19 protein-coding genes and 1 pseudogene are annotated in these 25,496 nt (G+C 63.2%); 12 read left to right on the top strand and 8 right to left on the bottom strand.

Features of this window, described 5'->3' with window-relative positions; translation table 11 throughout:
• Nucleotides 1-89: 89 nt before the first annotated feature.
• Together M1E12_RS04290 and M1E12_RS04285 are read left to right on the top strand one after the other, a co-directional pair.
• A complete protein-coding gene (locus tag M1E12_RS04290; protein WP_479563861.1) occupies nucleotides 90-875 on the top strand; it encodes an SDR family oxidoreductase in 786 nt (261 codons plus the stop codon).
• 119 nt (nucleotides 876-994) lie between these two features.
• Nucleotides 995-1,225, top strand: a complete 231-nt coding sequence (locus M1E12_RS04285) for a hypothetical protein (protein ID WP_113461578.1) — start codon at nucleotides 995-997, stop codon at nucleotides 1,223-1,225.
• Between the two features lie 21 nt (nucleotides 1,226-1,246).
• On the opposite strand, the gene M1E12_RS04280 is transcribed toward M1E12_RS04285, so the two are convergent.
• Nucleotides 1,247-1,789, bottom strand: a complete 543-nt coding sequence (locus M1E12_RS04280; RefSeq protein ID WP_479563860.1) for a DUF4269 domain-containing protein — start codon at nucleotides 1,787-1,789, stop codon at nucleotides 1,247-1,249.
• 255 nt (nucleotides 1,790-2,044) lie between these two features.
• Here M1E12_RS04280 and M1E12_RS04275 point away from each other — a divergent pair, with 255 nt between their 5' ends.
• The 4 genes from M1E12_RS04275 (at nucleotide 2,045) to M1E12_RS04260 (ending at nucleotide 5,119) form a co-directional block, all read left to right on the top strand.
• On the top strand, nucleotides 2,045-3,337 hold the full coding sequence (locus tag M1E12_RS04275; protein WP_479563859.1) for an Hsp70 family protein: 1,293 nt from the start codon (nucleotides 2,045-2,047) through the stop codon (nucleotides 3,335-3,337).
• Between the two features lie 258 nt (nucleotides 3,338-3,595).
• Nucleotides 3,596-4,486 (top strand): uracil-DNA glycosylase, encoded by an 891-nt coding sequence (locus M1E12_RS04270; RefSeq protein ID WP_479563858.1) that lies wholly within the window; start codon nucleotides 3,596-3,598, stop codon nucleotides 4,484-4,486.
• A 143-nt stretch (nucleotides 4,487-4,629) separates the two neighbouring features.
• On the top strand, nucleotides 4,630-4,821 hold the full coding sequence (locus M1E12_RS04265) for a hypothetical protein (RefSeq protein ID WP_310237415.1): 192 nt from the start codon (nucleotides 4,630-4,632) through the stop codon (nucleotides 4,819-4,821).
• Nucleotides 4,822-4,963: 142 nt separating this feature from the next.
• A complete protein-coding gene (locus M1E12_RS04260) occupies nucleotides 4,964-5,119 on the top strand; it encodes a hypothetical protein (RefSeq protein ID WP_167494894.1) in 156 nt (51 codons plus the stop codon).
• Between the two features lie 113 nt (nucleotides 5,120-5,232).
• Here M1E12_RS04260 and M1E12_RS04255 read toward each other — a convergent pair whose 3' ends face one another.
• Complete coding sequence (locus tag M1E12_RS04255) at nucleotides 5,233-6,129, bottom strand: hypothetical protein (protein WP_479563857.1); 897 nt, start codon at nucleotides 6,127-6,129, stop codon at nucleotides 5,233-5,235.
• Between the two features lie 330 nt (nucleotides 6,130-6,459).
• On the opposite strand from M1E12_RS04255, the gene M1E12_RS04250 reads away from it, so the two are divergent.
• Entirely contained in the window at nucleotides 6,460-7,737 is a 1,278-nt protein-coding gene (locus M1E12_RS04250) for an MFS transporter (RefSeq protein ID WP_479563856.1), read from the top strand.
• 3 nt (nucleotides 7,738-7,740) lie between these two features.
• Here M1E12_RS04250 and M1E12_RS04245 read toward each other — a convergent pair whose 3' ends face one another.
• Complete coding sequence (locus M1E12_RS04245; RefSeq protein WP_479564827.1) at nucleotides 7,741-8,679, bottom strand: DMT family transporter; 939 nt, start codon at nucleotides 8,677-8,679, stop codon at nucleotides 7,741-7,743.
• Nucleotides 8,680-8,964: 285 nt separating this feature from the next.
• Between M1E12_RS04245 and M1E12_RS04240 the strand changes: the two genes are divergently transcribed.
• The 4 genes from M1E12_RS04240 to M1E12_RS04225 all read left to right on the top strand — a co-directional run bounded on the left by M1E12_RS04240 (nucleotide 8,965) and on the right by M1E12_RS04225 (nucleotide 17,210).
• Nucleotides 8,965-10,074 carry a methyl-accepting chemotaxis protein gene (locus M1E12_RS04240; protein ID WP_479563855.1) on the top strand — a complete coding sequence of 370 codons (1,110 nt, stop codon included), beginning with the start codon at nucleotides 8,965-8,967 and terminating at the stop codon, nucleotides 10,072-10,074.
• Between the two features lie 248 nt (nucleotides 10,075-10,322).
• On the top strand, nucleotides 10,323-12,971 hold the full coding sequence (gene pepN / locus M1E12_RS04235; protein WP_479563854.1) for an aminopeptidase N: 2,649 nt from the start codon (nucleotides 10,323-10,325) through the stop codon (nucleotides 12,969-12,971).
• 263 nt (nucleotides 12,972-13,234) lie between these two features.
• A complete protein-coding gene (locus M1E12_RS04230; RefSeq protein WP_479563853.1) occupies nucleotides 13,235-15,589 on the top strand; it encodes a PAS domain-containing sensor histidine kinase in 2,355 nt (784 codons plus the stop codon).
• A gap of 133 nt (nucleotides 15,590-15,722) precedes the next feature.
• Nucleotides 15,723-17,210: an oligosaccharide flippase family protein gene (locus M1E12_RS04225; protein WP_479563852.1), complete on the top strand. Its 1,488-nt coding sequence runs from the start codon at nucleotides 15,723-15,725 to the stop codon at nucleotides 17,208-17,210.
• A 21-nt stretch (nucleotides 17,211-17,231) separates the two neighbouring features.
• Here M1E12_RS04225 and M1E12_RS04220 read toward each other — a convergent pair whose 3' ends face one another.
• The 4 genes from M1E12_RS04220 to M1E12_RS04205 all read right to left on the bottom strand — a co-directional run bounded on the left by M1E12_RS04220 (nucleotide 17,232) and on the right by M1E12_RS04205 (nucleotide 24,113).
• Entirely contained in the window at nucleotides 17,232-20,189 is a 2,958-nt protein-coding gene (locus M1E12_RS04220) for a bifunctional [glutamine synthetase] adenylyltransferase/[glutamine synthetase]-adenylyl-L-tyrosine phosphorylase (RefSeq protein WP_479563851.1), read from the bottom strand.
• 106 nt (nucleotides 20,190-20,295) lie between these two features.
• On the bottom strand, nucleotides 20,296-21,711 hold the full coding sequence (locus tag M1E12_RS04215) for a sensor histidine kinase (protein WP_479563850.1): 1,416 nt from the start codon (nucleotides 21,709-21,711) through the stop codon (nucleotides 20,296-20,298).
• Nucleotide 21,712: 1 nt separating this feature from the next.
• The gene (locus tag M1E12_RS04210; RefSeq protein ID WP_310237394.1) at nucleotides 21,713-22,471 is read right to left on the bottom strand and encodes a response regulator transcription factor; all 759 of its coding nucleotides are present in this window, start codon (nucleotides 22,469-22,471) and stop codon (nucleotides 21,713-21,715) included.
• A 97-nt stretch (nucleotides 22,472-22,568) separates the two neighbouring features.
• Nucleotides 22,569-24,113 (bottom strand): Do family serine endopeptidase, encoded by a 1,545-nt coding sequence (locus M1E12_RS04205; protein ID WP_479563849.1) that lies wholly within the window; start codon nucleotides 24,111-24,113, stop codon nucleotides 22,569-22,571.
• Between the two features lie 612 nt (nucleotides 24,114-24,725).
• On the opposite strand from M1E12_RS04205, the pseudogene M1E12_RS04200 reads away from it, so the two are divergent.
• Nucleotides 24,726-24,971: pseudogene (locus tag M1E12_RS04200) on the top strand (hypothetical protein); the annotation flags it as partial.
• A gap of 19 nt (nucleotides 24,972-24,990) precedes the next feature.
• Here the strand turns inward: M1E12_RS04200 and M1E12_RS04195 are convergent.
• Nucleotides 24,991-25,425, bottom strand: coding sequence for a cytochrome c-type biogenesis protein (locus M1E12_RS04195; protein WP_479563848.1), 435 nt, complete (start codon nucleotides 25,423-25,425; stop codon nucleotides 24,991-24,993).
• Nucleotides 25,426-25,496: the final 71 nt, after the last annotated feature.

The following is a 25,496-nucleotide window of genomic DNA, read 5'->3' as shown; positions in this document are numbered from 1 at the left end:
CACCGACGACCTTCGATCTTCCAAGCTTCCCCTTGCCGGGATGCATTGATAGGTTGACGCGCTCATATCGCATCACGAAAGGACATCCCATGGATCTCGGCATTTCCGGCAAACGCGCGCTCGTGCTCGCCGCCTCTCGCGGCCTCGGCCTCGGCATCGCTAAGGCGCTTGCCGCAGAAGGTGTTCACGTGCTGATCTGCGGCCGCACCGAGGAAAAGCTGAAGGCCAATGTCGAAGCGATTCAGGCAGCGGGCGGCAAGGCCGATTACGTGGTGGCCGACCTCGCGGATGCGCATTTCGTCGATCAGATGCTGCATGCCGTGCATGACAAGCTCGGCGGCATCGACATTCTCGTCAACAACACCGGCGGCCCGACGCCGGGGACGGCCGAGGAGATGGATGCGGAGAAGCTCTACACCTTCTTCCAGTCGATGGTGGTGCGCGTCATCACGCTCACCAATGCGCTCGCGCCGCTGATGAAGACCCAAGGGTTCGGCCGTATCCTGACCGTCGCCTCCTCGGGCGTCTTCGAGCCGATCCCCAATCTCGCGCTTTCCAACACCTTGCGTGGCGCGCTGGTCGGCTGGAACAAGACGCTGTCGGCCGAGCTTGCCTCCTATGGCGTCACGGCCAACATGATCCTGCCGGGCCGCATCCATACCGACCGCATCGACGAACTCGACGGCGCCAATGCCAAGAAGCAGGGCAAATCAATCGACGAGGTGCGCGCGGCGTCGGTCAAGTCGATCCCCGCGCAGCGGCTCGGACGCGTCGAGGAATTCGCAGCCGCCGCGGCCTTTCTCTGCTCGGAGCCTGCGAGCTACATCACCGGCACGATGCTGAGGGTCGATGGCGGGGCGGCAAAATCGATCTGAGGGGGCTGAGATCCGCCCTCAAATTCGCATTGCCTAAAATGAGAGTAATCGGCTGAACGGCTTGGAAATCTCTTGCGTTTACTCCAAAGCGAGAAACCTGGGAGATGAGAGTTCCCGTGATGACCGATGCCGGACATGAAGACCGGATGCTGCAGGCGCTCGACCCTGCCGCTTTCGCGACCGAAACCGAACAGACCATCGTCGAAGAGCGCGTGCGTGTTCCGCGCTCTCGCCACGCAAGCTATGGTCGGATCATCGATCACTTCCTGACCAAGCTCGAATCCTATGACGACGAGTTCGATACGCCCGATACGCCGATCCTCGCGGCTCGGCCCTATCTCGACGTCTGATGCTCGCCTACACGCAGCAGCTCACCCGGACCGGCTTTGGCCGAACCCCGCAGCGTCCAGGAGAACGCAGAGTTCCGCGTCTGTCGCTTGCTCGATAGACAGCAGTCCAAGATAGCCATCGCCCTCTTGCTTCAGCGCTGACCAGAATGCCGGCTCGGTCTTCAGGCCTTGCTGCCGCAAAAGCTGGATGGCGCGCTTGAAGCCATCGCCACCGAGGGACAGCAGCCGTCTTTCGACCGTGAAGTGGCGCCATCCGGATTGCCGGGCCACGGGCCTGGGGCTCGCGAAGAGCTCGAACTCCCAGTCGAAGGCATGGAATGTCGCGATGACCGGCCGGTCTTTTGCCCTCCACTGCCAGAGGCGGAAGCCTGGCATCTGTGCATAGGCGCGCCAGATGTCTGCTACGAACGTCGCCTGGTCCGGCGCATGGCAGAGAATATCGATGTCGCTCGTTTCGGTGTGGATGCCGAGCGGCGGGGTACCGGCAATGTGCGGATCATAGGCCGCAAGGGTTTCAATGATGCCGAGCTGGCCTACTGCCGTCTGATAGTCGGTGCGTGACATCTTTCCGGCTCCGGTGATCGCTTTGCACCATCCCCCTACCGCCTGATGGTGCCCGCATCAAGCCGGGCAGAGGGTGCGGCCGCGCGGGATGACAGAACGCAGCGGAGCGCCATCCTCCGCATATGTCACAAAATGGTCGCTTGCCCTTGCCCGGTCCCTGTGGCATCAGGCGCCCTCTTTCGTTCTCGGCTACGCCGACGACAGCCGGCATCCCGGTTCCCACAGACAATCATTCAGATCAAAGGAGCGATGGCCATGGCTCAGGCGCTGGGGCTCGATTTCGGCACGACCAATACCGTGATCGCCGTCGCGGAAAGCGGAGACGACACCCGGTCCGTCTCCTTCACCTCTCCCGCCGGCACCACCGACAGCATGCGCACGGCGCTCTCCTTCCTCAAGGATCCGCAGCTTGGCGCCGGTGCCCTGAAGGTCGAGGCGGGCCAGGCCGCCATTCGTGCCTTCATCGACAATCCCGGCGATTGCCGCTTCCTGCAGTCGATCAAGACCTTTGCGGCCTCGGCCCTGTTCCAGGGCACGCTGGTGCATGCGCGGCGCTTCCAGTTCGAGGATCTGATGGAAGTCTTCCTGAAGCGCCTGCAGGCCTATGCCGGCGATGGCTGGCCTGACGAGACGAAACGGCTGGTGGTCGGTCGGCCGGTGCATTTTGCCGGCGCAAGCCCCGATCCTCAACTCGCCGTCACGCGCTACAACGAGGCGCTGACCCGTCTCGGCTTTCCGGAAATCCACTATGTCTATGAGCCGGTCGCGGCGGCCTTCTATTTTGCCCGCACGCTGAAGCGCGATGCGACCGTTCTGGTTGCCGACTTCGGCGGCGGCACGACCGACTTCTCGCTGATCCGCTTTTCCACCGAAGGCGGCAAGCTCAGCGCCACCCCAATCGGCCATTCCGGTGTCGGCATCGCCGGCGACCAGTTCGATGCCCGCATCATCGACCAGCTGGTGGCGCCCGAGATCGGCAAGGGCAGCCAGTTCAAGAGCTTCGGCAAGCTCCTCGACGTGCCGAGCAACTACTATCTCGCCTTCTCGCGCTGGAACCAGTTGTCGGTGTTCAAGACGATGAAGGAATTCACCGATCTCAAGTCCCTGGTGCGTCAGGCGGAAGAGCCGGAAAAGCTCGAGCTCTTCATCGACCTCATCGACCATGACGAAGGCTATCCGCTGTATCAGGCCGTCTCCGCGACCAAGATGGCGCTCTCCTCCGCAGAGGAGGCCGAGTTCCGCTTTTCCCCGCTCGGCAAGGCCGGCGAAAAGCGGGTGACACGGCGCGATTTCGAAAGCTGGATCGCGGACGATCTCACGCGCATGGAACAGGCGCTGGACGAGGTATTGACGACGAGCAACACCCAAGCCGACAGCATCGACAAGGTCTTCCTTACCGGCGGCACCTCCTTCGTGCCGGCCGTGCGCGACATCTTCCACCGCCGCTTCGACTCAAGCCGCATCGAAACCGGCGGCGAACTGGTCTCGATCGCCCACGGCCTGTCCCTGATCGGCGAGCGCGACGACATCGAGCAGTGGGTGGCGTGAACTCGCCTTGTTGAGGGCGCCGTAGATGATCACCGCCCCGTCGGTCCTGCCACGGCCCCTCACCCTGCCCTCTCCCCGCAAGCGCGGAGAGGGAGCGCCAGCGGTGGCCGTCATGGCCTTCTCCCCGCTCGCGGGGAGAAGGTGCCCGAAGGGCGGATGAGGGGCGGCCAGCGTCGCGTGAACACGAGGGGCTAAACGGCAGTGCACCTCCCCGCTTTCCATTTGCCTTGACCGGGCCAAACACACTAGAACAGCCTCATGATCCAGGCCCGCGACATGACGCCAGCAGAGCTCGCCGCGCTTCTCGCATTTCATGCGGAAGCGGGTGTCGATTGGCTCGTGGAGGACGATCCGGTCGATCGCATTGCAGCCTTTGCGGCGGAAAAGGCTGCCCGCCAGGTGGCACGGCCGGCGGCCGACGCGTCCTCGGGCAATCTCCCGGCCCGCACGCTTGCCGCACGCGGCGCGCCGCAGAGCGAACGCCAGCCGGCGCGTGCCCAGCCCGCACAAGGCTCCGCCCTGCCGGCCATCCCGGACGAGAACGCGATTGCCGAGGCGCGGTTCGCGGCCGAAAGCGCGCGATCGCTCGCCGAACTCAAGACCGCCATCGAAGGCTTCACGAGCTGTAACCTGAAGACGTCGGCCCGGTCCACGATCACCGCCCAGGGCGCAGGCACGTCCGGCATCATGGTGATCGGCCCCATGCCGAACGCAGACGACGACCGCGAAGGCATGGCCTTTTCCGGACGCGCCGGTCTGCTGCTCGATCGCATGCTGTCGGCGATCGGCCAAACGCGTGAGAGCGTGGTGATCTCCACCGTCATCCCCTGGCGTCCGCCGGGCGACCGCATGCCATCAGGGCCGGAGACCGCCATCTGCCGACCCTTCATCGAGCGGCAGATTGCACTGGTGGAGCCACGCCTCGTGCTCGTGCTCGGCAATTTCGCCGCCCGCTTCTTCTTCGGAGAGACAGGCACCATTCACGCCTTGCGTGGCAAATGGCGCGACATCGGCGCGGGCGGCCATACGGTTCCGGCACTCGCGACCCTGCACCCCCAGGAACTGCTCGCCGCACCGGCCAGCAAGGCGCTCGCCTGGATGGACCTGCTCGCCTTCTCCGAGCGGCTCCAGACACCGCCCAACGGCTAAATTTCAGGCAATGTAAACGAATTATGAAATCTGCCATGCGATTGACGCATGGCAGGCCCGCAGTCGGGCTGCTTGCCGAATCTATGCTGCACTGCGATATTCGAGGGGCAAAGTGGGAGGTACACTTTACAAGGAATACCGTCGTGAGCCTTCGGACCCGCCCCATCCACTGCAAGTTCGAGACCCTGCGTCTCGCTGGCGATCATGGCCGTACCGGCACGCCCTATAATCGCTCCAGCCCCTCCGTTGCTGTCGAGCAGCTCAGCGCCCGATTCGCAGGTCATGCCGGCCGCATCGCCCGCCCGGCCGCCAGCTTTACCGAAGGCCGCCTCTGATCCGGCCTGCGCGGAGCAATCTGCGCGCCGTTCTGCTTCGCCTGCATAGCAGCCCTTCCGCATTGTGCATTGCAACATCGGTTCATTGATGAACTAATACGGTCATCGAATTTGCCATGCGTCAAAAGCAGAGGACACGACCATGATTTCATTTCATCCCGTCCGCAGCCTGCGTCAGGCCGTGCATCACATCGGCGAAGCGGTCAACGCATCGGCCGAACTCTCCCAGGCAGCCCGCAAGCGCCAGCAGGCGCAGGATCGCGGCGAGCAGCGGGCTTTGCAGCCGCTCGGCTTCTGATCCCCCCGACACCTGTCAGATACGAAAAGGCCCGCATCGCTGCGGGCCTTTTCGTTTTTTTTGATGGCGCTGGAAGACAACGGAAGCTCGCCTACCTCGCCCCTCTTCGAGGTTCAGGCTTCCCGTGCCACGCCGAGGCGCGGATCATGCTTTCCCAGGCGGACAGGCCCGCAGATCTTCTCATGGGCAAAATCGATGATCGAGAACTTGATCGCCTGCCACTTGCAATATTCGTCGAGGAAATCCCGCCGCAGGATGCAGTGATTGCGGTCGCCGTCCGGCCAATGCAGACAGCCCGTTTCCACCGCACGGCGGAAGAGACGCTGCAGATGGGTGCGCGAGATCATGAAATGCTCGGCCATCACGCGCGCATCGATGCGGCCGATATTGTAGCCCTCGCCATCCGGAGAGAGCTCCATGGCCCGGCGCACCAGTTCGTCCATGACAAGACCGCCGGCTTCCGTCCAGAGAAACAGCGCGACCCGCGGCGGCGGTTCCAGCCAGCTTGGATTGAGGCAGGCGCGCCGGGCAACATGCGGCTGGATCAGCTTGAACAGCTCCGGCTGCGCGGCAAGCGTGGCGGCCCGGTCGCCGCCATCGAGGTGATCGAGAAGCTCGAAATTGGTCATCAGCCACTGATACATGGCCTGGGTCGGCAGCTCCGTCGCCTCGTAGCGCTTTGGACGCCGATTGGGATCGCCCACGATGCGCACGAATTTGTAGCTCAGCAGCTGATCGAGAAAGTTCAGCACCGTGTTGCGGCTGGCCGCATTGTTGGAGGTGATGATCTCGCGGAGATTGGTGGTGGTGAGCCCGCTTCCCGGCTGCGAGGGGTCGTATTCGAGCTGCAAGGCAAAGGCCGCCTGGCTCAGAAGCCAACGTTGATGCGAAGCCAGCATGCGCGACAGGCGCGGGCTCTGGTCGAACTGGCCGCGCAGCTTGGCCGCATAGGCGCGCAGGGCCGGAACGAATTGGGGATGGCCGACGATCTCCGAGACAGACAGCGTCATGACACGCTCCCGGACTTGATTGCGCTATCTGCGACGGCGGAAACAAACGGCACGCGCAGGCGCTCTGGCCTGCAAGCGGTCTGCCGTGTCGTCGCCCGTGTCGGCTCCATTCGATCCCTTTGGCGGACCCCGTCCCTTCGTCCGAGGCCTCTCATCTTGTGACAGTTGTCAAGGTAAACGAATTCCTCGCGATGTTTCAATAATTTATTACGCTACCCCTGCTCAAGTCGCAGATTGCATTCGCATTGCGCCCCGTCGCGTCGTATTCGACATTTCAAACGGCTGGCGATGCTGGCACTATTCTTGTCCAGACTGCTTCCGGGAGGCCCAATGCTGTCCAGTCTCGCCTCGATCGCCACCCTGATGCTGTCGACCCTGATGATGATGGCCGGCTTCGGCCTAATGGGCTACATGCTGCCGATCCGGTCGCTGAACGAGGGCTGGTCGACCTTCATCATCTCGGTCATCGCCACGGGCTACACCTTCGGCTTTACGGTCTCCTGCGTCGTCACGCCCATCCTCGTGCGTCGGGTGGGGCATGTGCGCGTCTTCGGCGCCCTCATCACGATCCTCACCGTCTCGATCCTGCTCTGCGCGCTGGTCGTCGAGTGGTGGGCCTGGATGATCTTCCGCGGCCTGTCCGGCTTTGCGATTGCCGGCGCCTATCTGTTGATCGAAAGCTGGCTCAACGAGCGCGTCACCAACGACAATCGCGGCGCGCTCTTCTCCGTCTATATGGTCACCTGCCTGGTGGGCTCGATCGGCGGGCAATACATCGTGCCGCTGGGCGATGTGAACGGGCCGGAACTCTTCATGATCTGCGCGCTGATCTTCTCGCTCGCTCTATTCCCGGTGGCACTGTCCACCGCCCAATCCCCCAGCCCGATCGCCGAAGCGCGCTTCGATCTGAAGCGTCTCTATCGCCGCTCGCCGATCGCCTTCTTCGGCTCGCTTCTGTCGGGTGCGCTCTCCGGCACCTGGGGCAGCCTCGGCGGCGTCTATTCGCAGACGATCGGCATGACCACCGCGCAGGGTGCCACTCTGCTTGCCGCCTTCCTTGCCGGCGGCGCACTTTCCCAGGTGCCGATCGGACGCATCTCCGACCGCATGGACCGCCGCCTCGTGATGATCGCCTCCGGCCTTTTCGGCGTCGGCGCCTGCGGCTTGATGATCGGCTTTGGCGCCGAAGAACCGACAGCGCTCTATGTCGCCGGCTTCTTCGTCGGCACGGTGCTTTACCCGGTCTATTCGCTGAACGTCGCCCATGCGAACGATCTGGCCGAGCCTCATGAATATGTCACCCTCTCTAGTGCCATCATGATCCTCTACGGCATGGGCACGGTGACGGGCCCGATCATGGCCGGCACGCTGATGGAGTGGCTTGGGCCGAATGCGCTGATCGGTTTCCTCGGACTGGCCTTCGCCCTTTACGCCGGCTATGCGGCCTATCGCATCACGCGGCGTCCCGACGCTGTCACGCCGGAGGAAAAGGCCGACTTCCAGGCCACCATCCTGCCGATGCAGGGTGCGGACAACGCCTCCCCCCTCCCCGAGCCTGAGCCCGATCCGGAAGAGCAGCTGGAGCTTGGAATCGAGCCCGGTCGCTGAGCGTCAGCCCTGCGGCGTCGACGCCTTGCGGGCCGCCCGCCGTTCGAGGCCGAGCTGGTGTTCGCGGTAGATGATGAAGATGCCGGCAGAAACGACAATGGCCGCGCCGATCAGGGTCGTTGCGGTGGGCACTTCTGAAAACAGCGCATAGGCGGCAATCGAGCCCAGGATGATCGAACAGTATTCGAAGGGCGCAATCGTCGAGACGTCGGCGAAGCGATAGCTTTCCGTCAGGAAGATCTGCCCGAGCCCGCCGAAGAAGCCGGCGAGTGCCAGAAGGCCCAGCGCCTGCCAGGACAGATCCGCCCAGCCGAAGAACCAGCTCAGCGCGGACAGCAAGGCTGCCGTCAGGGAAAAGAACAGGACGATGGTCGCGGTCTTTTCCTCCCGCACGAGCTGGCGGACCTGCAGCATGGCGCCCGCCCCAAGCGTTGCCGAGATCAGCACTGCGACCGCCCCGATGGCAGCTTCCGAGCCCATGCCGTCTTCCCCGAACAGGGTCAGCTTCGGCAGCGAGATGATCAATACACCGACGAGCCCGATGACAACGGCCGTCCAGCGATAGAGCCGCACCGTCTCCTTCAGGAAGATCGCGGCGAAAACGACGGCAATCAGCGGCATGGCATAGCCGATGGCGATCGCGTCCGGCAGCGGCAGGTGCACAAGACCGTAGAAGCCCGCCCCCATGGCGCAGACCCCAAGCAGGCCGCGCTTCACGTGCCCGAACGGGTTGTCGGTCTGCATAGCGACCCTGAGCTCCCCACGCCAGGCGAGATAGGCAACGATCGGCAGGATCGCGAAAGCGGACCGGTGAAAGCTGATCTGGCCCGGCGGGATACCGTTGCCGGCAAGCTTGATGCAGGTCTGCATGGCAACGAAGACCGTGACCGAACAGACTTTCAGCACGATGCCGCGCAAGGGATTGGGATCGGCAAAGGCCATGGTCACGACTGTCTTGAATGCGGGCCGGCGCGGACAAGCGCCTCGGGATGAGGTCGAAGCATCTGAATCGACCGGACCTAGGTTGCATGGGTGCCCGGTGGGTGCAAGTGCGGATTTTCGCGGTATTGGCCCCAGAAATGGCCTGAAAACCCCGGGATTCCCGCCATGAAGCGTTAACGGCTCGTTCAATGCGGGAAAATATATTTCCTCTTAATAAGTCATATTTATCCGGCAGCGTGCTGCCGACTTTTCAGGTTCGTCTTTTTCAAACCGGGGTTTGGCGCCATGCCGCAGGCCGATTATCAGACCAATCCGATTTCAGAGATTCTTGCCACGCCCCGGTCCATGCGCCTCGTCACGGAGAGCATCGGATCCGACCTCGAAGTCTTCAGCGCCGACAACGCCCATATCGTCCGGCAGATCCGGCTCCTGGCCATCAACGCCCTGATCGAGGCCGCGCGCGCCGGTGAGGCCGGCAAGGGTTTCGCTGTGGTCGCCAACGAGGTCCAGCGCCTCGCGCAGGGTGCCAACGAGACGGCAGTACGGTTCCAGCAGAACGTGCTTGGGCGCATCCGGCAGAGCCGCAGCATGGCAGACGATCTCGTCGAGCAGATGGAGGGCGTCCGGCTCATCGATCTCGCGCAGACGCTCGTCCAGTTCATCGTGCGCAATCTTTTCGAGCGCACGGCCGATGTGCGCTGGTGGGCGACCGACAGCGCGCTGTGGGAAGCTCTTGAACAGCCGTCCGCCGACCGCGCCCAGCATGCCGCCGCCCGCCTCGGCGTGATCAACCGCTTCTACACCGTCTATCTGGATCTCGTGATGACGGACACGAAGGGCAAGGTCATCGCTTCCGCCAATCCCCGCTACCACCGCAGCCTGAAGGACCGGGACCTCTCGAGCGACGCCTGGTTCCAAGCTGCGCGCGGCTGCCAGAGCGGCGACGACTACATCGTCGACACCGTCAAGCGCAGCCCACTGCACGACAATCGCTACGTCCTCGTCTATGCCACCGGCATTCGCGCGGGCGGCCGCAGCGATGGCGCGCTTCTCGGCACGCTCGGCGTCTATTTCGACTGGCAGGCTCAGGGTCAGGCAATCGTCGAGAAGGAAGCCAACCTGCCGCCACAAGTTGCAGAGAAGACAGAGGTTCTGCTGCTCGACGGCAGCAACATGGTGATTGCTTCATCGCGTCCGGAGCGGATCTACACCCATTTCGCGCTCAACAATCCGCAGCAGCTTGCCAAGGGCAGCTATTATGATCAGAGCGGCGCCATCGTCGCCTTCGCCAAGACGCTCGGATATGAGGATTACGACGGCCTCGGCTGGTCGGGCGTGATCATCCAGGGCATGGACAGCGACGACGAGTTGCGACAGCAGCTGCGGCTGAAGTGAGCCGCGTCACAGCCGCGCAAGAGATTTCGCAAGATCAATTGTCCGACTATTCTTGGACTTCGCGCGCGATTGACGCAGTTCGAGCGATGAAATCCGCTTCTTGCGACCAGAGCATCGTAAAAATAACTCGTGTTTTAACAATCGTTCAGAAATTGCTGCAATCATCGCCCGCAACTTGACCCCATTCGGCTACAGGCATCTTCAAGCCTGCGCCGTGGTGGCCAACCCCGCAGCGACCAGGACATATTATGCGCACAGATACGGGCCGGATCGTTCATCTGGCAGACTACCGCCCCACCGACTTCGTTCTGGAACGGGTTGATCTGACCTTCGAACTGGATCCGACCGAGACCAAGGTGGAAGCTCGCCTGATCTTCCATCGCCGCGAAGGTGTCGATGCGACTGCGCCGCTAGTGCTCGATGGTGACGACCTCACCATGACGAGCCTGCTCTTCGACCAGATCGAGATGGATCCGGCGCGCTACACCGCGACGCCCGAGAGCCTCACGATCCGCGATCTGCCGGAATCCACGCCCTTCGAGATCACGGTCGTGACGATGATCAACCCTGAGGCCAACACCCAGCTGATGGGCCTCTACCGTTCGAACGGCATCTACTGCACCCAGTGCGAGGCGGAAGGCTTCCGCCGCATCACCTATTTCCCCGATCGTCCGGATGTGCTCGCCGTCTACACGATCAACATCATCGCCGACAAAGCTGCCAACCCGCTCCTGCTCTCCAACGGCAACTTCCTCGGTGGCGCCGGCTTCGGCCCGGACAAGCATTTCGCTGCCTGGTTCGACCCGCATCCGAAGCCGTCCTATCTCTTCGCGCTCGTCGCGGGCGACCTTGGCGTGGTCGAAGACACCTTCACCACCATGTCCGGCCGCGAAGTCGCACTGAAGATCTATGTCGAGCACGGCAAGGAGCCGCGCGCGGCCTATGCGATGGACGCGCTGAAGCGCTCGATGAAATGGGACGAAGAGGTCTTTGGCCGGGAATATGATCTCGACATCTTCATGATCGTCGCCGTTTCCGACTTCAACATGGGCGCCATGGAGAACAAGGGCCTCAACATCTTCAACGACAAGTATGTCCTGGCCGATCCCGAGACCGCGACCGATCAGGACTATGCGAATATCGAAGCGATCATCGCGCATGAATACTTCCACAACTGGACCGGCAACCGCATCACCTGCCGCGACTGGTTCCAGCTCTGCCTGAAAGAAGGCCTCACCGTTTATCGCGACCACGAATTCTCGGCCGATATGCGCTCGCGCTCGGTGAAGCGCATCGCGGAAGTCCGCCATCTGCGCTCGGAGCAGTTCCCGGAAGATGCGGGCCCCCTCGCCCATCCGGTGCGCCCGACCAAGTATCGCGAGATCAACAACTTCTACACCACGACCGTCTACGAGAAGGGCTCGGAAGTCACCCGGATGATCGCGACCATTCTCGGCCGCGACGATTTCAAGAAGGGCATGGATCTCTATTTCGAGCGCCATGATGGCGATGCCGCGACCGTCGAAGACTTCGTCAAGTGCTTCGAAGACGCAAGCGGTAAGGATCTGACCCAGTTCTCGCTCTGGTACCATCAGGCCGGTACGCCGCAGATCACCGTCTCGTCCACCTATGACGCGAGCGCCAAGACGCTGACGCTGTCACTGGAGCAGATGATCCCGGCCACCCCCGGCCAGAGCAGCAAGGAGCCGATGCACATTCCGCTGCGCTTCGCGCTCATTTCCGAAAACGGCTCGGAAGCCTCGGCTTCCGCCATTGCGGGCGGTGATGTCACCGGCGACGTGCTGCATCTCACTCAGCGCGCCCAGACCTTCTCCTTCTCCGGTATCGGCAGCCGCCCGGTCGTGTCGCTCAACCGCGGCTTCTCGGCCCCGGTCACCCTGCATTTCGCCCAGAGCGCCGAGGATCTCGGCCACATCGCCCGGCACGACAGCGATCTCTTCGCGCGCTGGCAGGCGATCACCGATCTCGCGCTGCCGGTCCTGACGGACGCGGCCAAGACCACGCGTGACGGCGGTTCCGTCGCCGCAAACTCCGCCTTCGTCGACGTCCTGCTCGCGGTCGCTGCCGATGAGGCACTGGAACCGGCCTTCCGCGCCCAGGCACTGACACTTCCAAGCGAAGCCGACATCGCACGCGAACTCGGCGGCAACAACGATCCGGATGCCATCCATGCCGGCCGGCAGGCCGTGCTCTCGGCGATCGCGACGGCGGGTGCGGAGGTCTTCCGCAAGCTGCACGCCGCCCACTCGGCCTCCGGCCCCTTCTCCCCGGATGCCGCAGGTGCCGGCAAGCGGGCGCTGAAGAACATCGCCCTCTCCTTCCTGTCCATCGCCGAAAACGCGCCGGCACTGGCCGCTGACGCCTTCGGCCGCGCCGACAACATGACGGATCTGTCGCAGGCGCTCACCATTCTCGCCCACCGCTTCCCGGATGCGGCGGAAACGAAGGAGGCACTCGCCGCCTTCGAAGCCCGCTTCGCCTCCAATGCGCTGGTGCTCGACAAGTGGTTCACCATCCAGGCCACGATCCCGGGGGCTGCCAGCCTCGAACGAGTCAAGGCGCTGATGACGAGCCCGCATTTCCAGCCGACCAATCCGAACCGCGTCCGCTCGCTCGTCGGCACCTTCGCCTTCGGCAATGCGACCGGCTTCAACCGTGCGGATGGTGCGGCCTACCAGTTCTTTGCCGAACAGATCCTCGCGATCGACCCGCGCAATCCGCAGCTTGCCGCCCGACTTCTGACCGCGATGCGCTCCTGGCGCCTGCTCGAATCCGGGCGCGCCGACAAGGCCCGTGCTGCCCTTGCAACCATCGAAGCTTCGGCCTCGCTGTCGACCGACGTCCGCGACATCGTCGAGCGCATTCTCAAGGGCTGACGAAGCCGCAAATCAGACGAAAAGGCGCCGGTCAAATCGGCGCCTTCTTTCGTTCTGCGGACCAGTATCAGCCTCTGACCACGCCCGGATTCTCCATCAGATTCAGCCTCTTGCCGATACGCCAATAAAAAAGCGGAGTCGGAGCAATGGGTTAATATTTTCTTTACGCACCCGGTCTGGACAAGGCGAATCGGTCATGATTCCTTGGCGTCAGATTCGGGCAAGCGGCGCTGCGAATCACACGAGGGACAGAGGCAGGGACGATGTTGGACGCGCGGCGGGTCACCGCAGCCGATGAGCGGCTGCGCATCAAATTTTCGGACATGGGTGAATTCTTCGCAAGGCTGGGACGGTCCCTGTTCGGAGCGTCTCATTCGGGACAGAGCCAGGCCACGGCCCGCTCAAGGCGCATCGAGACGGCCTTGCGGCGCGCCATCCCGATCCTCATTCTCGCATTTCTCGCCGTCGTGGCGCTTGCCCGCACGATCGGGATCATGAGCGAACATCAGCGCATGGAAAGTGCGGTTCGCCAGTCGACGGCGCTGATCGCCGCCACCGTCAATGCGGCCCTTGGCGAGCACCAGGCTCTCTTCGAAACCCGCAACCGCGCCGAAGCCGAGAAGCGGCTTTCGACCTTCCTCGACCGCGAGCACTTCGCCAATGGCGCCTTCGTTCTGCTGGTCGATCCGGCCGGCCGCGTCTTCGGCTCCTCGCCCGAGGCCGCCGCCCAGGTCGGCCTGATGCTGTCGAGCCTCCTGCCGGAAGTGATGACCATACGCAAATCCGGCAACCGGACCGGCGCGATCGAAACGGATCTCAACGGCATCCCGCATCACGCGATCTTCACCCCGGTTGGCACCGACGGCGCGATGATCGTCGCGGCTCATTCGCTGCAGGCGGTGGAAGATTTCTGGCGTCGCGAATTGTCGCTCAATGTCACCCTCTTCACCTGCATCACCGTCATTCTCTTCGTCATCCTCTACGCCTATTTCTACCAAGTGAAGCGGGCCCGCGAAGCGGATGACACCTTCCTCGAATCCAATCTGCGTGTCGAAACCGCTCTGGCGCGCGGCCGCTGCGGTCTCTGGGACTTCGATCTCGAAAGCCGCAAGCTCGTCTGGTCGCGCTCGATGTACGAGATGCTGGGCCTTGCCCCCTCGACCGAGCCGCTCGCCTTCGCTGATGCCGCCCGCCTGATGCATCCCGACGACGGCAATCTCTACGCGCTCGCCCGCTCCGTCGGTCGTGGCAGCTCCCGCCATATCGACCAGATCTTCCGCATGCGCCATGCCCAGGGCCACTATGTCTGGATGCGCGCCCGCGCCCAGATCATTTCCTCCAGCAACGGCGACCTGCATGTCATCGGCATTGCCATGGACGTGACCGAGCAGCATCGCCTCGCCCAGCGCTATGCCGAAGCCGACCAGCGTCTCGCCGACGCCATCGAATGCACCTCGGAAGCCTTCGTGCTCTGGGACAAGAACGACAAGCTCGTCGCCTGGAACGGCCACTTCCAGAAAGTCTATGGCCTGCCTGACGACGTGCTCGTGCCCGGCAAGGAACGCTCCCTGGTGCTCGCGGCCGCCGGCAAGCCGATCATCCAGCGCCGCATCGCCGATGCCGATGACGGCACCAATTCCCGCACCTCGGAAGTGCAGCTTGCGGATGAGCGCTGGCTGCAGATTAACGAGCGCCGCACCCGTGACGGCGGTCTCGTCTCGGTCGGCACCGACATCACGCTTCTGAAGCGCCACCAGGAGCGGCTGCGTGAGCAGGAACGCCGCCTGATGGCCACCATCGGCGATCTCTCCGCCTCGCAGAAGATCCTCGAGCGCCAGAAGACCGAACTCTCCGACGCCAATGAAAAGTACTTGGCCGAGAAGCAGCGCGCCGAAGCTGCCAACAAGGCCAAATCGGAATTCCTCGCCAATATGAGCCACGAGCTCCGGACCCCGCTCAACGCCATTCTCGGCTTCTCGGAGATCCTGCTGGCCCGCATGTTCGGCCCTGTCGGTTCACCGAAATACGAGGAATATGCCAAGGACATCCACGAGAGCGGCAAACATCTGCTGAATGTCATCAACGACATCCTGGACATGTCGAAGATCGAGGCTGGCCAGATGAAGATCCGCTGCGAGACCATCGACCTCTGCCCGCTGATCGAGGAGAGCATGCGTCTCACCGCGATCCCGGCCGAAGAAAAGAACATCACCGTCGAGCAACGCGTCGATTGCGGCCTCTCGCTCGTCGCCGACCGCCGCGCGATCAAGCAGATCCTGCTCAACATTCTCTCGAATGCGGTGAAGTTCACCGATGAGGGCGGACGGATTGCGCTCCGCGCCCGCAAGGTCGAAGGCGCCGTCCTCGTGTCCATCGTCGATACCGGCATCGGCATCCCGAAGAGCGCGCTCGGCAAGATCGGCAATCCCTTCGAACAGGTACAGAGCCAGTATGCCAAGTCCAAGGGCGGCTCCGGCCTGGGCCTCGCCATCTCCCGCTCCCTCGTCGCCCTTCATGGCGGCTCGCTGAAGATCCGCTCCCGCGAAGGCCAGGGCACCGTCGTATCGCTGCGCATCCCGGATGTCGTCGTCGCCCAGGGCCTGAAGCGCAGCGCGTGACTTTTTCCCCATTTACCCGCCCTTAACCCTTCCTGCCGATTGCGCGGCAGGACTTACCCATCCGTAAGGGTCCCCGGTCCATGACAGGGTCGGGACAATCCGGTGGAAACCGGAGGGACAGACAGGGACCGCAATGGCCAGCGAAGGCAAGCCGCGCAATCGGCTTTACGTCAATTTCATCATCAACCTGATCGGCGCCCTCTTGCCGATTCCGGTGATGATCCTGACGGTTCCCGTCTACATCGATTATGTCGGCGATGCCCGCTACGGCGTGATTTCGCTGATCTGGGTGATGATCGCCTATCTCGGCTTTCTCGAGCTTGGTCTGGCGCCCGCCACGATCAATGCGCTCGCCCGCCTCGACCGTTCCGATCAGCGAGAACGCGCGCGGGTCATCGTCACCTCCTTCACCATCAACGCGTCGATGACCTGTTTCGGCGCATTCCTGCTTTATCTGCTAGGCTCCTATATCGTCGGCGGCGTGGTGCAGGTGCCTGCCGAGATCGAAGGCGAGGTCAAGGCGGCCATGCCGTGGATCGCACTCCTTCTGCCGCTCGTCATCCTGAACGGCGCCGGGATCGACGCGATCGAGGCGCGGGAGAATTTCGCGCTCGCCAATGTGCTGCAGGTCTCCGGCGCGATCTTCGCCCAGATCCTGCCGCTCGCCTTTGCCGTCTTCGTCTCTCCGGATCTGGGCACGGTCATTCCAGGTGCCGTGCTCGCCCGCGTGCTCTTGATGCTCGCGATCTTCATCGCCATCAACCACATCGAAGGGCCGCTGCGTTTCCGCGATTTCGACCGGGACCGGGCCCGCCGGCTTCTCTCCTATGGCGGCTGGGTCACGATTTCCTCGGTGCTCACGCCGATCCTCGGCTCGCTCGACCAGTTGATGATCGGCCGCTTCTTCGGTGTGGCCGCCGTGACCTATTATGCAGTGCCGCTGAACCTCATCTCGCGCAGCCAGATCATTCCCGGTGCCATTTCCCGGGCCATCTTCCCGCGGCTTGCGAGTTCGGAATCGGAAGAGGCGAAGGCCCTGACCGCGCGCGTGCTGATCGTCACCGCCCTGCTCTATGGCGGCATCTGCGCCTCGACGATCCTGCTGATGGATCCGCTCTTGACGCTCTGGCTCGGCGAGGCCTTTGCCGAGCGGGCGCGTCTGCCCGCGACGATCCTCGTCACCTCGATCTGGCTCAATTCGCTGATCTTTGCGCCCTATTGGCTGATCCACAGCCAGCACCGGCCTGACCTCATCGCCAAGCTGCATCTGGGGCTGCTCTTGCCCTTCGCCGGCGTGCTCGTGCTGCTCACCATGCAGTTCGGCATTGTCGGCGCGGCCTGCGCGGCAGCCCTGCGCTCGCTCTTCGATTTCGGCGGTCACCTGACGCTGAGCGGCATCCTGCGACGCGTCGCCGGACCGCTTGCCCTGCCCTTCGCGCTGCTTGCCGCGGCAACCTTGGCGCATCTGACCGTCGACGACTGGCTCACCGCCTTCATCCTCGCCTGCGCCGTCTGGCCGATCGTGGCGCTCCTGGTCTTCCTCCTCGACCGCCCGACCTTCAACCTGCTGGTCGGTTTTGCGATGAAGCCCTTGAGATTGATCGCCAACCGCCCGGCCTGACCTTGCCGGCAGCTGCGTCCCTCAAGACCGCGCCATCACCCTTGAAAACACCTTGCGCACCGCCTTCGACAGCCGCTTCACCTCGGCCTCAGCGGTTTTCAAATCAGGGCTTTCGGCGGCGCGCGCCACCCGGTCGGTCAGACCTGCCGGGACATTGCCCGGCTCGAAGGGACCGTCGATGCAAAGGCGGATGACCTGCGAGAGATCGGTGTAAAGCTTCAGCGCTATCAGGCAGGTGTCGAGGTCGTTCGGATCGATGAGCGCGCCCAGTGCCTTCAGCGCATCGGCGGTGGAGAGCTCGTTCGTGCGGACCCGATGCCCCTTGCCGGGGGCGATAAGGGCGAGATACTGCGCGATGAATTCAATGTCGATCAGGCCGCCGGGGATGAGCTTCAGGTCCCAGATGTCCTTCGGCGGCTTCTCCTTTTCGATCAGCGCGCGCATCTCGGCCACGTCCTTGACAGTCTTCGCCTGATCCCGCGGGGCAGCCAGCACCTCTTCGATGATGCGCTCGGCCTCTTCGATCAGGCTTTGATCACCTGAAATCATGCGCGCTCTTGAGAGCGCCATATGCTCCCAGGTCCAGGCCTCCTCACGCTGATAGCGGGCAAACGAGCGCAGCCGGGTGGCCACCGGTCCCTTGTTGCCGGAGGGGCGAAGCCGCATGTCGACTTCGTAGAGCACGCCTTCGGCCGTCGGCGCCGAAAGGGCCGCCATCAGTCGCTGGGTAAGCCGGGTGAAATAGCGCACGGGATCGAGCGGCTTTGTGCCATCGGATTCCGACGCGTCGTCGTCATGCTCGTAAAGCAGGATGAGGTCGACATCCGACCCTGCCGTCAGCTCGTAGGAGCCGAGCTTGCCCATGCCGGCCAGCGCCACGCGGCCGCCGGGGATCCTGCCATGGGCCGCTTCCATTTCGGCGATCACCGCTTTCAGCGCCTCGTCGATGACGAGGCCGGCGAGATCGGTGAAGGCATGTCCCGCCTGGGCGCCGCCGATCGAACCGGTCAGTAGGCGAATGCCGATCAGGAAGCGCTGTTCGGCGGCAAAGATGCGCAGACGGTCGAGGATTTCCTCGTAATGTCTTGCGCTGGACAGGAAACTTTTCAGCCGCTTGCCGAGATAGTCACGCGTGGGAAGCTCGACCAGCAGGCTCGGGTCCAGCATGCCGTCGAAGACATGCGGACGTTCGGCGATGATCTCGGCAAGCCGTGGGGCGGCCGCCATGATGTTGACCATCAGGTCGAGAAGGGCGGGATTGTTGCCGAGCAGCGAAAAGAGCTGGATGCCCGCCGGCAGTCCTGAGAGAAAGTTGTCGAAGCGCAGCAGCGCGTCGTCGGCCCGCCGGCTCTCGCCGAAGGCCTTCAAGAGATCCGGCGTCATCGCCGTCAGCCGCTCGCGCGCCTCGACGGATTGGGTGGCGCGGTAGCGGCCATAATGCCAGGTGCGGATCACGCCAGAGATCGCTTCGGGCCGCTCGAAGCCGAGAGCCTTCAGCGTCTTTAGCGTATCCGGATCGTCCTGCTGACCGGTGAAGACGAGATTGCCCGTGGCGCTCGACAGGCCCTCTTCCTTCTCGAAGAGGCGGGCATATCGTCTCTCCACCGTTCGCAGCGTTGTCTCAAGCGCACGGGAGAAGGCCGTCGTGTCGATGAAGCCCAGCATGAAGGCGATGCGCTTCAGCTCTGCCTCTGTTTCAGGCAACACATGGGTCTGCTCGTCATGCACCATCTGGATACGGTGCTCGATATCGCGCAGGAACCAGTAGCAATCGATCAGCTCATCGGCCGTCTGCTCGTCGATCCACCGCGCCGCGGCCAGCGCCTTCAGCGCCTCCTCCGTCGGACGGCAGCGCAGGTCCGGCATGCGGCCACCGGCGATCAGCTGCTGCGTCTGGGCGAAGAACTCGATCTCGCGGATGCCGCCGCGGCCGAGCTTCACGTTATGGCCCTTCACCGCAATGGCGCCATGGCCCTTGTGCGCATGGATCTGGCGCTTGATCGAATGGATGTCGGCAATCGCCGCATAGTCGAGATATTTGCGGAAGACGAAGGGCACGAGTTCGCGCAGAAAGCCCTCGCCTGCCTTCAGGTCGCCGGCCACCGGCCGCGCCTTGATGAAGGCGGCGCGCTCCCAGTTCTGCCCTCTACCCTCATAATAGATCAGTGCCGCCTCGACTGGTACCGCGAGCGGCGTCGAGCCTGGATCGGGTCTGAGACGCAGGTCGGTGCGGAAGACATAGCCATCGGCCGTCCGCTCCTGCAGGATGCGCACCAGACGGCGCATCATGCGGCCATAGGTTTCCATGGCATCGTCCGGCTCCTTCAGGATGCCGGTGTCGGGGTCGTAGAAGATGACGAGGTCGATATCGGAGGAGTAATTGAGCTCGCGGGCGCCGTGTTTGCCCATGCCGAGGACGACGAGTCCGCTGCCTTCTGCCGGGTTCTCGCGGTTCTTCAGCGTCAGCTTGCCGCTCTCGTGGCCGGCGAGCAGCAGATGATCGATTGCGGCCGCCACCGCCGCGTCGGCAACCGCCGTCAGCCAGGCCGTCGTGTCGCGCGCCATGAAGACGCGGGCGAGATCGGCAAGTGCCGTCAGAAAGGCCACCTTGCGCTTGGCGTGTCTCAGCCGGGTCATCACCTCGGCCTCCCCGGGCACGGCACCGGCTTCATCCGGCATCCAGGCCCGGCGGGCATCTTCGACCGCATCGAGGATCTGCGGCTCCAGCGGCAAGGCCACGGCGTCCAGCAGAAGTGAGGGCTTCAGATTGGCAATGTCGCGCAGATAGGGTGAGAGCGTGAACGCTGATAGAATGAAGCTGCGCAGCGGCCCATCGGCAGCCAGATGGTCCGCAAGGCCCGGCTCCTGCTTGACGAGGTCCTTGAGGAGCGCGGTTGCCGCCTTCAGCTCCGTCTGGTTCAGCGGACGGATCACGCCGTCGGCCACCTCGGACAATCTGCTCGTCCTGCCGTTCCCCATCAGTGTCTCCTCTCCCGGTCGAGATTTCTTGCGAATCTCAAACCGGGTCAGGTTACACCAAAGATCTGCGATGAGAACGCATGCCGCCGAATGAGCGTGGTTCCGCTCAAGGCTTCATGCCTGGGAACACCATGGTCACCGTCAGACCGGGGTTGTCCGGATCCGATCGCGTATCGGACAGAACCAACCGTCCGCCATGCAGCGCCATGATCGCTTCGACCAGTGACAGGCCGAGGCCCGTACCAGGCTTCGAGCGGCTCTTGTCGAGACGAACGAAGCGCTTCACCACCTCGGCGCGCTTGTCCTCCGGCACGCCAGGGCCCTGGTCGGAGACCGCGATCTCGACGCCTTGCGGGCCGCTGGATACTCGCACCCGGATCTCGGAGCCGGTCTCGCCCTGGCTGCCATATTTGATGGCGTTGTCGATCAGGTTGGAGATCGCCTGTCCCACCAGTTCGCGATTGCCGCGGACCGAGAGGCCCGGCGCAATCTCGCAGATCATCACCTGCCCTGCCTCTTCCGCCACCGGCTCGTAGAGTTCGGCGCTGTCGGCGGCGATCGCGGAAACATCGATCTCCGAGAGTTCGGCGGCAATCGAACCGGCTTCGACGCGGGAGATCATCAGAAGCGCGTTGAAGGTGCGGATCAGCTGGTCGGATTCGGCGATGATGGTCTCGAGCGCTGCCCTCTTCGCCAGCGCATCGTCTTCGTTCAGCGCATCGGCGGCCTTGTTGCGCAGACGCGTCAGCGGCGTCTTGAGGTCGTGGGCGATGTTGTCGGAGACCTGTTTCAGGCCCTCGTTCAACTGCTCGATCCGCCCCAGCATGCCGTTCAGTGAAGACGAGAGGCGATCGAATTCGTCACCCGAGCCGGAGACCGGCAGTCGCTGCGAAAGGTCGCCGGAAATGATCTTCTGGCTGGCGGCCGAGACGCGGTCGATGCGCTTCAAGGCATTGCGGCCGATGGCAAACCAGATGACCACGGCGCCGACACCCATGATCAGCAGCGCCACCATCAGGGCCTGGCGCACCAGTTGTCGCAGTTTGCCTGGCTCACCGAGGTCACGGCCGACAAGCACGCGGATCCCGTTCTCCAGAACGAAGACATGGCCAGTGGCCAGGTGACGCTTGACGCCGCCGCTGTCGGTATAACGCTGGTAGCGGAAGGGGAAATTGGTCCAGCCCTCCTCATCGAAGACGCCGGGCTGCAGGGAGGCGACATTGCCTGCGAGGATCTCACCATTCGGGCTTGCGATCACATAGAGGTTGGCCCCCGGCTGGCGGGCACGGCGCTCCATGGTGCGCAGCAGCTGGTTGATCCCGCCGCGCTCGAAGGCGCCCTGGATCTCGGTCACCTCCTGCTTCAGCGACTCGCGCGTCTGGTTGCTCAGGATACGCTCGGCGAGACCGGTGACGTAGAATACGAGGAAGGCCGCGCACAGCGCGAATAGCAGGATGTAGAGAGCGGAGAGCCGGACGGCCGTGGACTTGGCCAGCACCCCGAGACGGGACTTCAGCCGCATGTCAGCCTTCGTCCTTGATCATGTAGCCTGCGCCACGCACGGTCTTCAGAAGCGGCCGGTCGAAATCCTTCTCGATCTTCGACCGCAGCCGCGAGACATGCACGTCGATGACATTGGTCTGCGGGTCGAAGTGATAATCCCAGACGTTTTCGAGCAGCATGGTGCGCGTCACAACCTGGCCGGCATTCTTCATCAGATATTCGAGCAGACGGAACTCACGCGGTTGCAGCAGGATTTCCTTGCCCGCGCGCTTCACCTCGTGGGAGAGCCGGTCGAGCTCGAGATCGCCGACACGATAGACCATGTCCTGTTCGGGCTTGCCCTTGCGGCGGCCAAGCACCTCGACGCGGGCGAGCAATTCGGAAAAGGCGTAGGGCTTCGGCAGATAGTCGTCGCCGCCGGCGCGCAGGCCGGTCACGCGGTCGTCCACCTGGCCGAGTGCCGAGAGGATCAGGACGGGCGTGTCGATACCGCGCTTGCGCAGCTCGCTGATGACGGAGATGCCATCCCGGCGCGGCAGCATGCGGTCGACCACCATGACGTCATAGGTGTTTTCGGTGCCCATGAAGAGGCCGCTTTCACCATCGCTTGCGTGATCGGCGACAATTCCGGCCTCACGGAAGGCCTTGGTCATGTAAGCTGCGGCTTCCAGGTCGTCTTCGATGACAAGTATCTTCATACGGGCGACATTAGCGTCGGCTTCCGCCACCGTATAGCCGGTTTCGCCGGACTTCGGCTGTCCGTGTTCCGCGATCCCCATGCTTCGTCCTTTCCTGACTTGTGACGGTCACCGACCGCCAGAAACGACAAAGGGCGCCGCCGGTCCAAGACCGCCGGCGCCCCTTGTCAGATCACAATCAGCCCTGGCTGATCGGGAGAGCCACGAAGCGGCTGCCGTTTTCCGATTCGACCTGGAAGAGCGCCCGGGTGCGGCCGTCCTTCTTCGCCTGGTCCAGAACCTTCTGGACGTCGGATGTGGACGAGACTTCCTGGTTGTTCACCGAGGTGATCGTCTCGCCGGACTTCAGCCCCTTGTCGGCGGCTTCGCTTTCGGGATCGACGTCGACGATCGCGAGACCCTTGCCACCATCCGCGGGGCGAACCGAGAGACCAAGGCCCGAGAGTTCCTGCTCGGCTTCCGGAGCCGGGGCGGCATTGTTCTCGGTTTCGGCGCTTGCAGCCTGGTCGGCCGGCAGTTCGCCGAGCTTGACCTTCACTTCAGTCGCCTTGCCATCACGCCACAGGGTCACATCGACCGTGGTGTCCGGCGCAAAGGCTGCGATACGGCGGGCGAGGTCCCGCGGATCCTTGACCGGATCGCCATTGACGGCGGTCACGACGTCACCCTGACGGATGCCGGCCTCTTCACCCGGAGAGCCTGCCTGCGGTGCCACGACGAGCGCACCAGAGTCTTCTGCGAGACCAAGGCTGTCGGCGATGTCTTCCGTCACCGGCTGGATCTGGACGCCGAGCCAGCCGCGCGAAACCGTGCCGGTTTCCTTGAGCTTGGCGATGACGTCGGTCGCAACCGAGGCCGGGATGGCAAACGCGATACCCACGTTGCCGCCCGAAGGCGAGAAGATCGCGGTGTTGATGCCGACGACTTCGCCGTTCAGGTTGAAGCCGGGGCCACCGGAGTTACCGCGGTTCACAGCGGCATCGATCTGCAGGTAGTCGTCGTAAGGGCCGGAGCCGATGTTGCGGCCGCGGGCCGAGATGATCCCGGCCGTCACCGTACCGCCGAGACCGAAGGGGTTGCCGACGGCCACGACCCAGTCACCGACGCGAACCTTCTCGTCGTCGGCGAACTTCACATAGGTGAACTTGGTATTGGGCGAGTCGACCTTCAGCAGCGCGAGGTCGGTGCGGCTGTCCTTGCCGACGAGCTTGGCGTCATATTCCTTGCCGTCGTTCATCACGATGGTGAAGGCCTGGCCGTCATCGATGACGTGGTTGTTGGTGACGATATAGCCGTCTTCGGAGATGAAGAAGCCGGAGCCCTGGGCGGTCGGACGCAGGCGGCCGGGGCCACGCTCCGCACGCGGACCACGGTCACGCGGGCCTTCCATGCCCGGGCCACCGAATTCGCGGAAGAAGCGCTTCAGCGGGTGGTCATCCGGCAGGTCTTCGAAGCTGCGGCCACCGAAATTGAAGGAGAAGTTGCTTTCGTCGCTGGACGCCGGCTGGACGTTCGACTGGACGCGAACGGATACAACGGCCGGGAGGACGGCCTCGACGACGTCGCCGAAGCTCGGAACCTGCGGTGCATCGACTTCGACGGGGGCAGCAAGCGCCGGAACTGCGGCGAAGGGAGCGGCCGTCACCAGCATGACGGCAGCAAGGCCGGCAGCGGTGGAGGTCTTCAGGATCGTCTTGAGGGAGCGATCGTTATGTTCAGACATGGAATCTACCTTCATCTGTTCTTCTGACTGGAGCCGCCGGACAACCCGGCGGTTGGGAAGCGGTGGATGAGGTGAGATATAGAGAGGGTCACGTTACGACGAACTGTACGGCAGATGAATTCTTCGTAATCTTTGATGGTCGCCGTCTGCAAGACGCCCTGAAGGGGATATCTGGACTCACTGCAAATGCGAATTTCTGCCGAAAATACAAGCCTCTCCAGAGACTTGGAAGCGTCTCTGGAATAGACACTCTTCCGAGGCTATATTGCTGTTGATGTGACGTGATGGACAAACCAAGCACAGAAACAACTCTGTCGGAAGCCACAACATCTTCGCCGGTGAAGCGTCCTGCGCGGAAGCCCGCTCACGTCGGCAAGCCGAGACCGAAAAGTGACGACGTCGTCAGGCTTGAACATGAACGCCACAAACACCTGATGGATCTGCTCGCCAAGTGATGACTGAACCCGGATGGATCGAACTGTCCGAGGTCATTGCCTTGAACAAGGGCGCCGTCATCATCACCCGAGAGCAGCACTTGCTGATTAATCCGGGCGCGCTCGAAAGCGCTGTCATGAGCCCGCGAAACCTTTTTTCAGGTACGAGAGCGAAGACGACGTCAGTGTTCTCGCCTGCAGGCTTATCGTAGCCCTTAGCCGCGCCCACGCTTTAATACAGGGAAACAAGCGCACCGCATGGCTTTCAGGCGTGATGTTCCTGAACATCAATGGCTACGACATAGTGCTTCCGTCCATCGAGGCGAACCAACTCATCGGGGAGGAGATGACAAGAATCATCAGGCGAGAGACTACGGAAGCCGCCTTCCTGACGCACCTGGATCGCTTCATCGTGGCTCTATGAGCGCTCAAGACTAGCGCCATCACTCCGCGTCCAGCACTCTTCGCAACCGCGCCTCTTCCTCCGGCGAAAGCTTTGCCACAGGCTGCACGGCGCGCCTGCGGGTATAGACCACAGCCACGATCAGCCCGATGATCGCGAGCGCTGCCGGCGCGCCCCAGAGCGCGATCGTGCGGACGCTGAGCCGCGGCTTCAAGAGCACGAATTCCCCATAGCGCGACACGACATAGTCGAGCACCTGCTCGTCGGTATCGCCATCCACCAGCCGCTCGCGCACCACGATGCGAAGATCGCGGGCCAGCTCGGCGTTCGAATCGTCGATCGACTGGTTCTGGCAGACCATGCAGCGCAATTCCGCCGACAGCGCCCGCGCCCGCTGTTCGAGCGCGGGATCGGCAAGCACCTCGTCGGGGTTCACGGCGAAGGCATGAATGGGGGTGAAAAGAAGGACCAGCATCAGAAACGCGGCCCGAATTCCCCCTCTGGCCTGCCGGCCATCTCCCCCACAAGGGGGGAGAATAGGTGCGG

Source organism: Rhizobium sp. K33 (genome assembly GCF_056501445.1).
The sequence above is the reverse complement of the archived record's forward strand: the minus strand, read 5'-3'. Positions and strand labels throughout refer to the sequence as shown.

Coding starts and splice junctions, on each gene's coding strand:
- pepN (WP_479563854.1), top strand. CDS start 10,323: ATGCGCACAGATACGGGCCGGATCGTTCATCTGGCAGACTACCGCCCC.
- M1E12_RS04285 (WP_113461578.1), top strand. CDS start 995: ATGACCGATGCCGGACATGAAGACCGGATGCTGCAGGCGCTCGACCCT.
- M1E12_RS04210 (WP_310237394.1), bottom strand. CDS start 22,471: ATGGGGATCGCGGAACACGGACAGCCGAAGTCCGGCGAAACCGGCTAT.
- M1E12_RS04205 (WP_479563849.1), bottom strand. CDS start 24,113: ATGTCTGAACATAACGATCGCTCCCTCAAGACGATCCTGAAGACCTCC.
- M1E12_RS04250 (WP_479563856.1), top strand. CDS start 6,460: ATGCTGTCCAGTCTCGCCTCGATCGCCACCCTGATGCTGTCGACCCTG.
- M1E12_RS04290 (WP_479563861.1), top strand. CDS start 90: ATGGATCTCGGCATTTCCGGCAAACGCGCGCTCGTGCTCGCCGCCTCT.
- M1E12_RS04240 (WP_479563855.1), top strand. CDS start 8,965: ATGCCGCAGGCCGATTATCAGACCAATCCGATTTCAGAGATTCTTGCC.
- M1E12_RS04260 (WP_167494894.1), top strand. CDS start 4,964: ATGATTTCATTTCATCCCGTCCGCAGCCTGCGTCAGGCCGTGCATCAC.
- M1E12_RS04275 (WP_479563859.1), top strand. CDS start 2,045: ATGGCTCAGGCGCTGGGGCTCGATTTCGGCACGACCAATACCGTGATC.
- M1E12_RS04255 (WP_479563857.1), bottom strand. CDS start 6,129: ATGACGCTGTCTGTCTCGGAGATCGTCGGCCATCCCCAATTCGTTCCG.
- M1E12_RS04225 (WP_479563852.1), top strand. CDS start 15,723: ATGGCCAGCGAAGGCAAGCCGCGCAATCGGCTTTACGTCAATTTCATC.
- M1E12_RS04230 (WP_479563853.1), top strand. CDS start 13,235: ATGTTGGACGCGCGGCGGGTCACCGCAGCCGATGAGCGGCTGCGCATC.
- M1E12_RS04245 (WP_479564827.1), bottom strand. CDS start 8,679: ATGGCCTTTGCCGATCCCAATCCCTTGCGCGGCATCGTGCTGAAAGTC.
- M1E12_RS04280 (WP_479563860.1), bottom strand. CDS start 1,789: ATGTCACGCACCGACTATCAGACGGCAGTAGGCCAGCTCGGCATCATT.
- M1E12_RS04220 (WP_479563851.1), bottom strand. CDS start 20,189: ATGGGGAACGGCAGGACGAGCAGATTGTCCGAGGTGGCCGACGGCGTG.
- M1E12_RS04215 (WP_479563850.1), bottom strand. CDS start 21,711: ATGCGGCTGAAGTCCCGTCTCGGGGTGCTGGCCAAGTCCACGGCCGTC.
- M1E12_RS04195 (WP_479563848.1), bottom strand. CDS start 25,425: ATGCTGGTCCTTCTTTTCACCCCCATTCATGCCTTCGCCGTGAACCCC.
- M1E12_RS04270 (WP_479563858.1), top strand. CDS start 3,596: ATGATCCAGGCCCGCGACATGACGCCAGCAGAGCTCGCCGCGCTTCTC.